The following is a 12,962-nucleotide window of genomic DNA, read 5'->3' as shown; positions in this document are numbered from 1 at the left end:
GCAACAATAGCGAGGCGCATGTCATGAGTTACCTGTTAGCGTTAGATGCCGGGACCGGCAGCATTCGGGCAGTGATTTTCGATCTCAATGGACGCCAGATTGCGGTCGGACAGGCCGAATGGAAACATCTGAGCGTGGACAACGTTCCCGGCTCGATGGAGTTTGACCTTGGCACCAACTGGCAGCTGGCCTGCCAGTGCATCCGCCAGGCGCTGGCCGCCGCTCATCTCTCCCCGGCGGATATTCAGTCCGTCGCCTGCTGTTCAATGCGCGAAGGTATCGTGCTTTATGACCGTAACGGCGAGGCCATCTGGGCCTGCGCCAACGTTGACGCTCGCGCCAGCCGTGAAGTGGCGGAGCTTAAAGAGATCCACGATTATCGCTTTGAATCTGAGGTGTACAGCGTTTCCGGGCAGACTCTGGCGCTGAGCGCCATGCCGCGCCTGCTGTGGCTGGCCCACCATCGCCCGGATATCTACCGCAAAGCGGCAACCATCACCATGATCAGCGACTGGCTGGCGGCGAAGCTCTCCGGTGAGCTGGCGGTCGATCCTTCAAACGCCGGAACCACCGGTATGCTCGACCTGTTCAGCCGCGACTGGCGTCCGGGGCTGCTGGATATGGCCGGGCTGCGGGCCGATATTCTCTCGCCAGTGAAAGAGACCGGTACCGTGCTCGGTGCGGTCACCGACACGGCGGCCCAACAAAGCGGTTTGCGTGCCGGAACGCCAGTAGTCATGGGTGGCGGCGATGTCCAGCTCGGCTGCCTCGGGCTGGGGGTAGTGCGCGCCGGGCAAACTGCGGTGCTCGGTGGAACCTTCTGGCAGCAAGTGGTCAATCTGCCGGAAGTGCGCACCGACCCGGAGATGAATATCCGCGTTAACCCGCACGTGATCCCCGGTATGGCGCAGGCGGAATCCATCAGCTTCTTTACCGGACTGACCATGCGCTGGTTCCGCGATGCCTTCTGTGCGGAAGAGAAACTGGTTGCCGAACGGCTCGGCGTCGATGCCTATTCGCTGCTGGAAGAGATGGCCAGCCGGGTTCCAGCGGGCTCCCACGGGGTGATGCCCATTTTCTCCGACGCTATGCATTTTAAGCAGTGGTACCACGCCGCGCCGTCGTTTATTAACCTCTCCATCGACCCGGAAAAATGCAATAAAGCCACGCTATTCCGGGCGCTGGAAGAGAACGCGGCGATTGTTTCCGCCTGCAATCTGGCGCAGATTTCGCAGTTTTCCGGCGTGAAGTTCAACAGCCTGGTGTTCGCTGGCGGCGGTTCAAAAGGGGCGCTGTGGAGCCAGATTCTTAGCGACGTGACCGGGCTGCCGGTGCGGGTGCCCGAGGTTCGTGAAGCGACCGCGCTAGGCTGCGCGATTGCCGCCGGGGCCGGTGCCGGGTTGTACAGCGATATGGCGGCAACAGGCGAGAAGCTGGTGAGCTGGCATCGGGTATTCACGCCAAACCCGGCTCATCGCGAGCTGTATCAGGAGATGATGGCCAAATGGCAGTCGGTTTACGCCGAGCAGCTCGGTCTGGTGGATAGCGGATTGACGACATCAATGTGGCAGGCGCCGGGGCTGGCGCGCCGTGCGCCTGTTGCCCCCTCACCCTAACCCTCTCCCCGCAGAAGAGGCACAACTCCGTCCTTCTCCCTCTCCCCCCCGGGAGAGGGTCGGGGTGAAGAGAGTCTTCCTGCGCCGTTCTTTGAATCCCATCACAATCGCTGCACTCCCCTTTTCCCTTTTTGCCCGCGACGGCTAAATTAGTAACTCATCCGACCACATAACAATAATTTTACATTGGAAGCTATTATGAGCCGCTACCCGTCGCTTTTCTCCCCACTTGAGCTGGGGTTCACAACGCTCAAAAACCGCGTGTTGATGGGCTCGATGCATACTGGCCTGGAGGAGCTCCCGGACGGCGCACAGCGGCTGGCGGCCTTTTACGCCGAGCGCGCTCGCCACGGGGTAGCGCTGATTGTCACCGGCGGCATTGCCCCTGCGCCTTCCGGCGTCACCATGGCGGGCGTCGCGGTGCTTAACGACGCCAGCCATCTGGCCCACCATCGCCATATTACCGACGCGGTACACCAGGAAGGCGGAAAAATCGCCCTGCAGATCCTGCATACCGGGCGCTATAGCTACCAGCCTAAACTGGTCGCCCCTTCCGCGCTTCAGGCACCAATCAACCCCTTCACGCCGCATGAACTGAGTCATGATGAGATCTTACAGCTGATCGATGATTTCGCCCGCTGCGCCCAGCTGGCGCGGGAAGCCGGGTACGATGGCGTCGAGGTAATGGGCTCGGAGGGTTATCTGATTAACGAGTTTCTCGCCGCGCGCACCAACCTGCGCGACGATCAATGGGGCGGCGATTATGCCCAACGTATGCGTTTTGCTATTGAGGTCGTCAAAGCCGTTCGCGAACGCGCGGGCAGCGATTTTATTATCATCTACCGCCTGTCGATGCTCGACCTGGTGAGCGGTGGCAGCACCCTGGCAGAAGTCACTGAGCTGGCAAAAGCCATTGAGGCCGCCGGGGCGACCATTATCAATACCGGCATCGGCTGGCACGAAGCGCGTATTCCCACCATCGCCACCCCGGTGCCACGCGGCGCGTTTAGCTGGGTCACCCGCAAGCTGAAGGGCGCGGTGTCGATCCCGCTGGTCACCACCAACCGGATTAACGATCCCGAAGTGGCGGAGGCGATCCTTGCCCGTAAAGATGCCGACATGGTGTCGATGGCCCGCCCTTTCCTCGCCGATAGCGAATTTCTTTCTAAAGCACAGAGCGGGCGCGCGGATGAGATCAATACCTGCATCGGCTGTAATCAGGCCTGCCTGGATCAGATCTTCGCCGGAAAAGTCACCTCGTGTCTGGTGAACCCGCGCGCCTGCCATGAAACCCAAATGCCGATAGTGCCCGCAACAGCGCAGAAGCGGCTGGCGGTAGTCGGTGCTGGCCCCGCTGGACTGGCGTTTGCCGTTAACGCCGCCTCACGCGGTCATCAGGTGACGCTTTTTGACGGACACAAAGAGATTGGCGGCCAGTTTAATATCGCCAAACAGATCCCCGGCAAAGAGGAGTTCTACGAAACTCTGCGCTATTACCGGCGAATGCTGGATCTGACCGGCGTCGTTTTGCGGCTTGAAACCCTGGTGACGGCAGACGATCTGCGGGCATTTGATGAAATTATCCTCGCCACCGGGATCGCCCCACGGATGCCGGATATCGCGGGCATCGATCATCCCAAGGTGCTGAGCTATCTCGACGTTCTGCGCGATAAAGCGCCGGTCGGCGAGAAAGTGGCAATTATCGGCTGCGGCGGAATCGGTTTTGATACCGCCATGTATCTCAGCCAGTCCGGCGTCGCCACCAGCCAGAATATCGGCGAATTTTGCGCAGAATGGGGAATTGATACCACTCTGCAGGCCGCCGGAGGGCTTCGCGCGGAGGGAATGCAATTGGCGAAAAGCCCGCGTCAGATAGTGATGCTCCAGCGTAAAACCAGCAAGCCCGGCGACGGTTTAGGGAAAACGACCGGCTGGATCCACCGCACCACCCTGCTGGCCCGCGGCGTCAAAATGATCCCCGGCGTCAGCTATCAACGAATTGATGATCAAGGTTTACATGTGACGATCGGCGGCGAATTGCAGGTGCTCAACGTCGATCAGGTCATCATCTGCGCCGGTCAGGATCCTCGCCGTGAGTTAGTTGACCCGCTGCAGGCTGCGGGAAAAACGGTGCGTCTGATTGGCGGCTGCGATGTGGCGATGGAGCTGGATGCCCGGCGGGCGATCGCGCAGGGCACAAAGCTGGCTCTGGAGATTTAGGGGGCATCCATGGGATGGCGCTACAACTGCGGGAGACAGTAACCCGGCAAAGGCGTCAGCCGCAGCCGGGGAAGCAATAAGAATCAGCGCTGTTTACGCACCTTTGTCGCTTTCAACACCACAAATTTATTATTGGTGGCGATAGTCGTGCAATTGCCGAACGCACGTTTCAGCTTGCGGAAATAATCGAGGTGGCGGTTGCCGACCACGTACAGCTCACCGCCGTACTTCAGGCTGCGGCGGGCATCGTTAAACATCTGCCACGCAATATGATCGGTGATCGCGTGCTGCTGATGGAACGGTGGGTTGCAGAGAATGGCATCAAAGCGGTCCGGCTCAATGTCAGTCAGGGCGTTATTGACCACAAACTCGCAGCGCTCAATATCGTCCGGCATGTTGGTTTCGACGTTTAGCTGGCTGGAAGCCACCGCCATATATGACTCATCGGTAAACATCACCCGGGCATTAGGGTTTAAGGCCAGCGCCTGAAGACCAATCACGCCGTTGCCGCAGCCGAGGTCGGCAATTTCACCTTCGATGCCTTCCGGCAAATACTCGAGGAAGAAGCGCGCGCCCACATCGAGACCGCTGCGGGCAAACACGTTGGCGTGGTTATGGATAGTCCACGGAGTACCGTCCAGTTGCCAGCTGTAGGTCTGCGGTGCATCAGCGACTTCAGGCGCAGTAAAGGTACAGAAAATCAACCGCGCCTTTTTCCATGCCAGCGATGTCGTGGTGGTACCGAGGATCTTTTCGAACAGCGCCAGGGTGGAGTTATGCACATCGCGCGCTTTTGCTGCGGCGATGATGCGGGTTTCCGGTGTCACCACATCACGCAGCGCACGCAGCTGCTGCTCTAACAGCGCCAGCTGTTTCGGCACCTTAATTAATACCAGCGCCGGTGCTGCGGGTAGCTCGCTCAGGGAATCCTGAAAGCGCACGCTCTCTTCATCAATGCCGTTCATCCGCAGGTTGTAGCGGGTTGCCAGCTCAGACACGTAGGAGTCGTTGATGCTCACCGGGTTGCGTTCCGCCAGCGCACAGCCCAACGCGCCGAAGCTATCATTGAAAATGAGCGTCAGGCCGTCGACGTCATTCACCTGTTGCAGCAGATACTCATCCGCCGCTTCCCATGCCTGAAGCGCTTCCTCTTCAGCATTTGGTGGGAACCGCTCTAATGTGAATAACTCACCGTTTAACTCTACCTGGCTCATCGCCTCTGTGCCTCCGGAATACTAAAACCCGCGAGTTTATACGCAAACTTCGCCCAGTTGAATAGAGATACGCCGATTATCTCCTCCTCACGGGCGACTGCGTATTACGCCGGGAGGTCATCCTGCGACAGGCGAGACAAGCGCTTATCATTCAGACTGTATTTGCCCATGATAACGATCAGCAGCGCGACCAGAACACCGGGGAAAACGGTGAACAGCAGCTTGATCATCTCCAGCGCGGACTCGGTTTGCTGTGCCGCGCCGCCAACGTAGTCACCCCATGCCAGCATATAGCCCACCAGCGCGCCGCCGATGGCGATACCCAGCTTAATAGCAAAAAGATTAGTTGAAAAAACGATTCCGCTGAGCTTTTTACCGCTGCGTTTTTCTTCCGCATCAATAATATCGGACAGCATGCTCCACTGTAGCGGCGTGGCGGCAAGCTGAATAATGTTGATGATAATCACCAGCGCAAAGATAGCGGCCACGTTACCCGCCGGGACAAAGTACATCCCAATCAGCAGCACCGCCTCCAGGGCCATCGAGATTTTAAACCCTTTGACCTTATCAATATTTTTAAAGATAAACGGTGAGAGCATCGCTCCCAGCACGCCGGACGCCAGGGTGGTGGTCAACAGCAGGCTGCCTAAATCCGCTCGCCCCATAATATTGTTGACGTAGTACAGCGTCGTTCCGCCTTTGAACAGCACCGCAATCAGGTTGACGACGTTGAGCGCGAACAGAATGCGCCAGTCTTTATTGGCGAGCAGCGTTTTCAGGTCATCAAGAATGCTGCTTTGGTTATTGACCGCAATATCCGTGGTGTAGCGCTCTTTGGTCAGGCCAAAGCAGATAAAGAACAGAATGATGCTCAGGCATCCCATCACAATCATGGTGTAAAAATAGCCGTTCTGCACGTTCCCCTGGCCAAGAAAAGCCACCAGCGGCAGCGCAGTAAGGGAAACAATCAGGCCGCCAAGGGTACTGAGCGCAAAGCGCCAGGACTGGAGCGAAACGCGTTCTCTGGAATCGTTAGAGATATTATTGATCATCGCGCAATACGGTACGTTAATGGCCGTATAGACTAAAGATAATAAGGTATAAGAAACATAAGCATAAATAAGTTTACCAGTATAGCCAAAATCCGGCGTATAAAACGTTAAGCAGCAAAGTACGCCAAATGGAATAGCGAACCACAAAATATAGGGTCGGAACTGACCATATTTAGTTCGGGTTCTGTCCGCCACTGCGCCCATTAATACATCGGTTACCGCATCTAATACTCTGACGGCGAGAAACATGGTCCCCATATGGGCTGGGCTTAAGCCGAATACGTCGGTATAAAACCAGGCCATAAACAGCATTACCGTCTGCCAGACTAAATTACAGCCGGTATCGCCTAACCCATAACTAAATTTTTCTTTGATACTTATACGGGCAGTATTCATCGCGTCTCCACAAAAAAGAATTATAGCAACCGTAATTTATACTCTAAATAATTCGAGTTGCAGGAAGGCGGCAACGCAGAGAATCCCCAGGAGCTTACTAAAGTAAGTGACTGGGGTGAGCGAGGAAAGCCAACGCACATGCAACTTGAAGTATGACGGGTATATACGTTATTGCGAAGGGCCTGCTGATTATGTATAAATCATCCTGTTAAATATAAGAAGAGTGTACTCGATGAGTGATGAATCTCCCGTTTTCGAAAAGATCCCCGTGGGCACCGGCGAGCTGTTTACGCTGCGTGTAGACAACATAAATGATTTCAATGGAATAAACGTAGTCCCCCATTATCATATGATGGATGAGCTGATGTGGTTCCGGGAATCAGGGGGAAGTTATTCGATCGGTGACGAAAAATTCACCATTAAAAACAATACCCTGGTATTCGTTCCCGCCTTACTGATCCATGAAATGACGCTCCCGGCCGCCGCCAGCCACAAGCGCTATCTTATGCAATTTGAGAAAGAGTGGTTGGAGGGGTACGACCTGTCATTGCCCGCCGCCCACTGCGGCGCGGTGGTGTATCTTTCCGGTGAAGAGGCCGAACGCCTGGAGCTACTGCTAGGCTGGTGCGGAGAGTTCAGCGACTTCTCCGATTCGCTATTCCGATCGCTTATGCAAAGCGTACTGCTCCACGCGTTTAATAGCCTGAAAGACTCGGTCCAGATTACCGAACGCACCAGCCATCGCTACCTCAGCGAGCTTATCGAACTACTGCAGTCCATCGATGCCTGCGAGAATTTTGAAATGACCACCGAAGAGGCCGCCCGCCGCTGCCAGTGGTCGAAATCCTGGTTTTCAAAAACCTTTAAATCGGCCTTTGGAATCAGCTTCAAAAAGTTCATGCTGCTGCGCAAACTCAATATTGCCATCAATCTCCTGACCAATACCGACCTGAAGATCAGCGACATCTCACAAAGCGCTGGTTTCACCGACAGCGCCTACTTTTGCCTAAAGTTCAAAGAGATGATGAACGATACTCCGCTGGCCTTTCGCCACAAGGTCAGAAGCACCGCTGCGGTAGGGAGCCGCGCAGATAAATAAATCGCTTTTTGTGAGCGAGATCACTGGGTGAGTGGACGTTTATTATATAAATAAAACCAGTCTATATATCCCCCGACAGACCGACTACTTACAATCATCGTTATATTTTTTGCATCAAGGGTAAATACGATGATTCAGAATCCTGTTTTTAAAGGTTTTAATCCTGACCCCAGTATATGTCGACACGGTGATGATTATTACGTGGCGGTATCATCATTTGAGTGGTTTCCCGGCTTACCGGTTTATCACTCCAGGGATCTTAAACATTGGCAATTACTCACTCACGTTCTTACCGACGATAACAACCCAGATTTAAAAAAGCTGCCCTCAGCCAAAGGAATTTGGGCGCCAAGCCTGACATGGTGCGAAGAAGAACAGTTGTTCTACGTTATTTACGGCGTAATGAACTCAATGAATTCACGCTATTTTGACGTAGATAATTATCTTATTACCGCCAGTGAAATAACCGGTCCGTGGAGCGAGCCAATATATCTTCACTCGGCAGGATTCGACGCCTCAATTCTGCACGACAATGACGGTAAAAAATGGATTGTCTCTCTGGAGTGGGAAACCCGAGAAGGTTATGAGAAGCCTGGGGCTATTTGCCTGGTGGAGTACTCGCCGCGAGCACAAAGTATCGTCGGCTACCCGCAGCGAATCTGGCATGGCGATACCAACCGCGGCTGTATTGAAGCACCACATCTGACGCGACGCGGCGACTATTACTACCTGATGGTCGCAGAAGGCGGTACTGGATACGGGCACGCGGTCACCATGGCCCGCGCAACGGAGGTGGCCGGCCCCTATGAAGGCGATCCGATGAACCCAATCGTCACCTCCTGGCCGCAGAACTTTAACGAGCGCAAAGACGCATGGCATCTGAAGCCACACTACTTCAATCCGGAAACCTATCTGCAAAAGGCCGGGCATGGCAGCTATGTCGAAACCCCCACGGGCGAAGTCTGGTTAACCCATCTATGCAGTCGCCCGTTCCGCCAGGAATTACGCTGCCCGCTAGGTCGGGAAACGGCGATTCAAAAGATGGAATGGACCGACGAAGGCTGGCTGCGAATGGCATCCGGGGGGAATCTCGCCCAGCACCAGGTGGAAGAATCCAGGCTGCCTGCGCACCCATTTCCGACCAAAGCGGATATTGATGATTTTGATGGGCAAACGCTGGATAACGCGTTTTATGCCCCGAGGATTCGCTTCCAGCGTTTTACCAGCCTGAGGCGTAAAGCGGGCTACCTTGCCGTGCGCGGGCAGGAGTCGCTGAGCTCGCTGAATAAGGTCAGCCTGCTGGCGAAAAAACTCACCTCGGTATACGCAAACATCACCACGAAAATGGATTTCAGCCCCGAGATTTATCAGCACAGCGCGGGTCTGGTGCTCTATTACGACAACATGAACTATCTGTTCCTGCATAAAACCTGGGATGAGGCCTCTGGCTCATCGCGGCTCGCCATTATTTATATGGATAATGGCGAACGTCACGACGATCCGCAGAAAATTCGCCTCGCAGAGGGAGAAATCTATCTGGCGATGGCCATTAACGGCCGGGAGATCCAGTGCTCATGGTCTGTCGATGGTAGAAAATACCAAAAGATCGGCGCGGTCTACGATACATCGCGTTTTTCCGATGAATATAGCCGCTACGGCGAGTTTACCGGCGCGTTTGTCGGCCTGGCCTGTGTGGATAGCATGCTGCATCGCAAAGAGGCGCTGTTTGATTTCTTCGGCTATCGGGCGGTTGAAGACGCAATAGTTGAGTAAACCTGACCTTCTGGCATCCTGCCCGCGCGGGGTGCTAGAATTCGCGCCAGTTGTCGCTTAATTACGCAAACAGGCCCCATGAGCACATTAACCTATCTCCAGGGTTACCCTGAATCCCTGCTGGCGCAGGTCACCACGTTAATCGAACAGAATCGCCTCGGAGAGGTGCTGAAAAAGCGCTATCCGCAGGGCCATGATATCAACAACGATAAAGCGCTGTACCAATACACCCAGGATCTGAAGTCTCGCTATCTGCGCGGCGCGGCCCCTATTAATAAGGTGATGTACGACAGCAAGATCCACGTGCTGAACAATGCGCTCGGCCTGCATACCGCTATCTCACGCGTACAGGGCGGCAAGCTGAAGGCGAAAGCCGAAATTCGCGTCGCCACCGTCTTTCGCGATGCGCCGGAGGATTTTCTGCGGATGATCGTGGTACACGAACTGGCGCACCTGAAGGAAAAAGACCACAACAAAGCGTTCTATCAGCTGTGCTGCCATATGGAGCCGCAGTACCATCAGCTGGAGTTTGATACCCGCCTGTGGCTGACGCAGCTTTCGTTAGAGCGCCAACTGTCGTAGCGCATCGGCCAGCACATCAACCGTGGCTTCCCCTGTCGCCGCCAGGACAGTCAGTTCTTCCAGCCGGGTATCTTCATCAGCGATGAGATATCCATTGCGGGCAAGGAATGCCATGGTGATAAAAAATGCGGTCCTCTTATTACCATCATTAAAAATATGCCCACGCGCGATGGCGACCCAATAAGTTGCGGCCAGTTCAAAAACGTCTCTCACCCCTTCGTAGTGAAAACGGTTCTGCACACGGTAAATAATGGCTTCTGCCCGCCCAGGATCGGGCATGCCTTTAATACCAGGTAGATGGAGTAAAATCCGATCATGAAAGGCAATGACTTCGCTTGCGCTCACCCACTTCATCGATCGGTCAACGCCTTAACCGTGCGACCATGTCGCTGCATAATAAAATCAAATTCAGCATCTAATTTGGCATTCATAAACGCCTCATATTCTGCCTTACTGATCAAAACGTTAGATGTTCCATCACGCCGGGTAATTTCAATCGGCTCTCCGCTGGCGGCAGCATCCATGACGGCCGCAATATTCTGTCTGGCCTCTGATGTACTATAAGAACGCATGATTTCCTCCTGGTTTGAAACGTACAATTCAATCGTACGCCTTGTATGTACATTAGACAACACACGACTCTTCATGCTTCTGCGCCATAGCGCACTGGTTTTGTCATGATGGCGTGTTAGAGTGACGAAAGGTCCCTTTTTACGGAGTTCGTCAACGTTTATGATACGTTTCGCAGTTGTTGGCACAAACTGGATAACCAAGCAGTTTGTCGATGCCGCCCATGAAACCGGCAAATATAAACTTACCGCCATCTACTCCCGCAGCCTCGAGCAGGCCCAGGCCTTCGCCAGCGATTATCCCGTCGAACACCTCTTCACTTCACTGGAAGAACTGGCGCAATGCGCTGATGTTGACGCGGTTTACATCGCCAGCCCTAACTCGCTGCATTTTCCGCAAACCCGCCTGTTTCTGAGCCATAAAAAGCATGTGATTTGCGAAAAACCGCTGGCCTCGAATCTGCAAGAAGTGGAAGCCGCTATTAAGGTCGCGCGGGAAAATAACGTGGTGCTGTTCGAAGCGTTCAAAACCGCCAGCCTGCCAAACTTCCTGCTGCTGAAGCAGTCGTTCGACAAGATCGGCAAGCTGCGCAAAGCCTTTATTAACTACTGCCAGTACTCCTCCCGCTATCAGCGTTATCTCGACGGCGAGAACCCCAATACCTTTAACCCGGCCTTCTCTAACGGCTCGATTATGGATATCGGCTTTTACTGTCTGGCTTCAGCGGTCGCGCTGTGGGGCGAACCGCGCTCGGTGCACGCCAGCGCCAGCCTGCTGGAGAGCGGCGTCGATGGCCAGGGCACGGTAGTTTTAAGCTACGGTGACTTTGATGTCACTCTGCATCACTCCAAAGTGAGCGATTCCGCAATCCCAAGCGAAATTCAGGGTGAAGCAGGCGCGCTGGTTATCGAGAAAATTTCGGAATGCCAGAAAGTCTGTTTTATACCGCGCGGCGGCAAGCCCCAGGATCTCACTCAGCCGCAGCATATCAATACTATGCTGTATGAAGCGGAAGAGTTCGCTCGCCTGGTGGAAGCCAATGAGGTCGCTCATCCGGGTCTGGAAGTGAGCCGCATCACAGCGAAGCTGCTGAGCGAGATTCGTCGCCAGACCGGCGTGGTCTTCCCGGCGGATACCCAACCTTTGGCGTAAAGGAGTGTAAATGGTACGTCGGACTCCATTGACGCCATTTATAACTTGTAATATTTTGTTACGCGCAAAGGGGAGTAACTTCCTTGCCGGCCGATCGTCATTACGATGCGTGAAAAACCGCATCCGGTCGCCGGGCAACAAGATTCGATTCTTGTTGTAAGTGAGACCTTGCCGGAAGGCGAGGTCTATGCATAAAAGCGCAGCGGCTGCCGTCTTCCGACGTCAGCCGTTTTGTTTTTATGTAAGGAATATCGTAATGAATACTGTCGGCACACCGTTGTTATGGGGCGGATTCGCAGTGGTCGTGGTCATCATGTTGGCTATCGACTTATTGCTGCAAGGACGGCGTGGTGCACATAGCATGACCATGAAGCAAGCCGCTGGCTGGTCAATCCTCTGGGTTACCCTCTCACTTCTGTTTAACGCCGCTTTCTGGTGGTATCTGGTGCAGACCGAAGGTCGCGCCGTGGCCGACCCGCAAGCGCTGGCGTTCCTCACCGGTTATCTGATCGAAAAAGCGCTGGCCGTGGATAATGTTTTCGTCTGGCTGATGCTGTTTAGCTACTTCGCCGTTCCGCCTGCGCTTCAGCGTCGGGTGCTGGTTTATGGCGTACTTGGCGCGATCGTGCTGCGTACGATCATGATCTTTGCCGGTAGCTGGCTGATCTCCCAGTTCGAGTGGCTGCTCTACGTCTTCGGTGCATTCCTGCTGTTTACTGGTGTGAAAATGGCGCTGGCGAAAGAGGATGATTCCGGTATCGGCGATAAGCCGCTGGTGCGCTGGATACGCAGTCATCTGCGCATGACCGATAAGATTGACGGCGAACATTTCTTTCTGCGCAAAAACGGCGTGCTATACGCTACGCCGCTGCTACTGGTGCTGATTCTGGTCGAGCTGAGCGACGTTATCTTTGCCGTTGACAGTATTCCGGCCATCTTCGCCGTCACCACCGATCCGTTTATCGTGCTGACTTCAAACCTGTTCGCGATTCTCGGCCTGCGTGCGATGTACTTCCTGTTGGCGGGCGTCGCTGAGCGCTTCTCGATGCTGAAATATGGCCTGTCGGTGATCCTGGTGTTTATCGGTATCAAGATGCTGATTGTCGATTTCTTCCATATTCCAATCGGCATTTCGCTTGGCGTGGTTGGCAGCATTCTGGTATTGACGCTAATCATCAATGCCTGGGTCAATAAGCAGCACGACAAGAAAAAACAGCTGCAATAAAGGCGCAAATGACCGGGTGAATCCTATTCGCCCGGTCTGCAATGTTCACCATGTAATATTCTT

11 protein-coding genes are annotated in these 12,962 nt (G+C 54.5%); 7 read left to right on the top strand and 4 right to left on the bottom strand.

The window, feature by feature from the left end:
* The first annotated feature begins 23 nt into the window (after window positions 1–23).
* Together lsrK and DA718_RS03680 are read left to right on the top strand one after the other, a co-directional pair.
* A complete protein-coding gene (gene lsrK / locus DA718_RS03685; RefSeq protein WP_112213641.1) occupies window positions 24–1,616 on the top strand; it encodes an autoinducer-2 kinase in 1,593 nt (530 codons plus the stop codon).
* A 198-nt stretch (window positions 1,617–1,814) separates the two neighbouring features.
* Window positions 1,815–3,836 carry an NADPH-dependent 2,4-dienoyl-CoA reductase gene (locus DA718_RS03680; RefSeq protein ID WP_112213640.1) on the top strand — a complete coding sequence of 674 codons (2,022 nt, stop codon included), beginning with the start codon at window positions 1,815–1,817 and terminating at the stop codon, window positions 3,834–3,836.
* 83 nt (window positions 3,837–3,919) lie between these two features.
* On the opposite strand, the gene rlmG is transcribed toward DA718_RS03680, so the two are convergent.
* A complete protein-coding gene (rlmG, locus tag DA718_RS03675) occupies window positions 3,920–5,050 on the bottom strand; it encodes a 23S rRNA (guanine(1835)-N(2))-methyltransferase RlmG (protein ID WP_112213639.1) in 1,131 nt (376 codons plus the stop codon).
* Between the two features lie 104 nt (window positions 5,051–5,154).
* Window positions 5,155–6,498, bottom strand: a complete 1,344-nt coding sequence (locus DA718_RS03670) for a glycoside-pentoside-hexuronide (GPH):cation symporter (RefSeq protein WP_112213638.1) — start codon at window positions 6,496–6,498, stop codon at window positions 5,155–5,157.
* A gap of 232 nt (window positions 6,499–6,730) precedes the next feature.
* Between DA718_RS03670 and DA718_RS03665 the strand changes: the two genes are divergently transcribed.
* The 3 genes from DA718_RS03665 to DA718_RS03655 all read left to right on the top strand — a co-directional run bounded on the left by DA718_RS03665 (window position 6,731) and on the right by DA718_RS03655 (window position 9,952).
* Window positions 6,731–7,597, top strand: coding sequence for a helix-turn-helix domain-containing protein (locus DA718_RS03665; RefSeq protein ID WP_112213637.1), 867 nt, complete (start codon window positions 6,731–6,733; stop codon window positions 7,595–7,597).
* Between the two features lie 129 nt (window positions 7,598–7,726).
* Window positions 7,727–9,370 carry a glycoside hydrolase family 43 protein gene (locus tag DA718_RS03660; RefSeq protein WP_112213636.1) on the top strand — a complete coding sequence of 548 codons (1,644 nt, stop codon included), beginning with the start codon at window positions 7,727–7,729 and terminating at the stop codon, window positions 9,368–9,370.
* Window positions 9,371–9,448: 78 nt separating this feature from the next.
* On the top strand, window positions 9,449–9,952 hold the full coding sequence (locus DA718_RS03655; protein WP_112213635.1) for a M48 metallopeptidase family protein: 504 nt from the start codon (window positions 9,449–9,451) through the stop codon (window positions 9,950–9,952).
* Here DA718_RS03655 and DA718_RS03650 read toward each other — a convergent pair.
* Together DA718_RS03650 and DA718_RS03645 are read right to left on the bottom strand one after the other, a co-directional pair.
* The gene (locus DA718_RS03650; RefSeq protein ID WP_112213634.1) at window positions 9,932–10,306 is read right to left on the bottom strand and encodes a type II toxin-antitoxin system death-on-curing family toxin; all 375 of its coding nucleotides are present in this window, start codon (window positions 10,304–10,306) and stop codon (window positions 9,932–9,934) included. The two genes, DA718_RS03655 and DA718_RS03650, sit on opposite strands and share 21 nt — an antisense overlap.
* Window positions 10,303–10,524 carry a type II toxin-antitoxin system Phd/YefM family antitoxin gene (locus tag DA718_RS03645; protein WP_112213633.1) on the bottom strand — a complete coding sequence of 74 codons (222 nt, stop codon included), beginning with the start codon at window positions 10,522–10,524 and terminating at the stop codon, window positions 10,303–10,305. The genes DA718_RS03650 and DA718_RS03645 overlap by 4 nt, the downstream gene beginning before the upstream one ends.
* Before the next feature lie 160 nt (window positions 10,525–10,684).
* Between DA718_RS03645 and DA718_RS03640 the strand changes: the two genes are divergently transcribed.
* Complete coding sequence (locus tag DA718_RS03640; RefSeq protein WP_112213632.1) at window positions 10,685–11,674, top strand: Gfo/Idh/MocA family protein; 990 nt, start codon at window positions 10,685–10,687, stop codon at window positions 11,672–11,674.
* Window positions 11,675–11,930: 256 nt separating this feature from the next.
* Window positions 11,931–12,899: a TerC family protein gene (locus DA718_RS03635; RefSeq protein ID WP_112213631.1), complete on the top strand. Its 969-nt coding sequence runs from the start codon at window positions 11,931–11,933 to the stop codon at window positions 12,897–12,899.
* Window positions 12,900–12,962 lie beyond the last annotated feature (63 nt).

Source organism: Klebsiella huaxiensis (genome assembly GCF_003261575.2).
Classification (GTDB): Bacteria; Pseudomonadota; Gammaproteobacteria; order Enterobacterales; family Enterobacteriaceae; genus Klebsiella; species Klebsiella huaxiensis.
This window is presented reverse-complemented; position numbering and strand designations above follow the sequence as displayed.

Bases quoted from the DNA above. Each gene is read 5' to 3' on its own strand.
- lsrK (WP_112213641.1), top strand. From the start codon at position 24: ATGAGTTACCTGTTAGCGTTAGATGCCGGGACCGGCAGCATTCGGGCA.
- DA718_RS03680 (WP_112213640.1), top strand. From the start codon at position 1,815: ATGAGCCGCTACCCGTCGCTTTTCTCCCCACTTGAGCTGGGGTTCACA.
- rlmG (WP_112213639.1), bottom strand. From the start codon at position 5,050: ATGAGCCAGGTAGAGTTAAACGGTGAGTTATTCACATTAGAGCGGTTC.
- DA718_RS03670 (WP_112213638.1), bottom strand. From the start codon at position 6,498: ATGAATACTGCCCGTATAAGTATCAAAGAAAAATTTAGTTATGGGTTA.
- DA718_RS03665 (WP_112213637.1), top strand. From the start codon at position 6,731: ATGAGTGATGAATCTCCCGTTTTCGAAAAGATCCCCGTGGGCACCGGC.
- DA718_RS03660 (WP_112213636.1), top strand. From the start codon at position 7,727: ATGATTCAGAATCCTGTTTTTAAAGGTTTTAATCCTGACCCCAGTATA.
- DA718_RS03655 (WP_112213635.1), top strand. From the start codon at position 9,449: ATGAGCACATTAACCTATCTCCAGGGTTACCCTGAATCCCTGCTGGCG.
- DA718_RS03650 (WP_112213634.1), bottom strand. From the start codon at position 10,306: ATGAAGTGGGTGAGCGCAAGCGAAGTCATTGCCTTTCATGATCGGATT.
- DA718_RS03645 (WP_112213633.1), bottom strand. From the start codon at position 10,524: ATGCGTTCTTATAGTACATCAGAGGCCAGACAGAATATTGCGGCCGTC.
- DA718_RS03640 (WP_112213632.1), top strand. From the start codon at position 10,685: ATGATACGTTTCGCAGTTGTTGGCACAAACTGGATAACCAAGCAGTTT.
- DA718_RS03635 (WP_112213631.1), top strand. From the start codon at position 11,931: ATGAATACTGTCGGCACACCGTTGTTATGGGGCGGATTCGCAGTGGTC.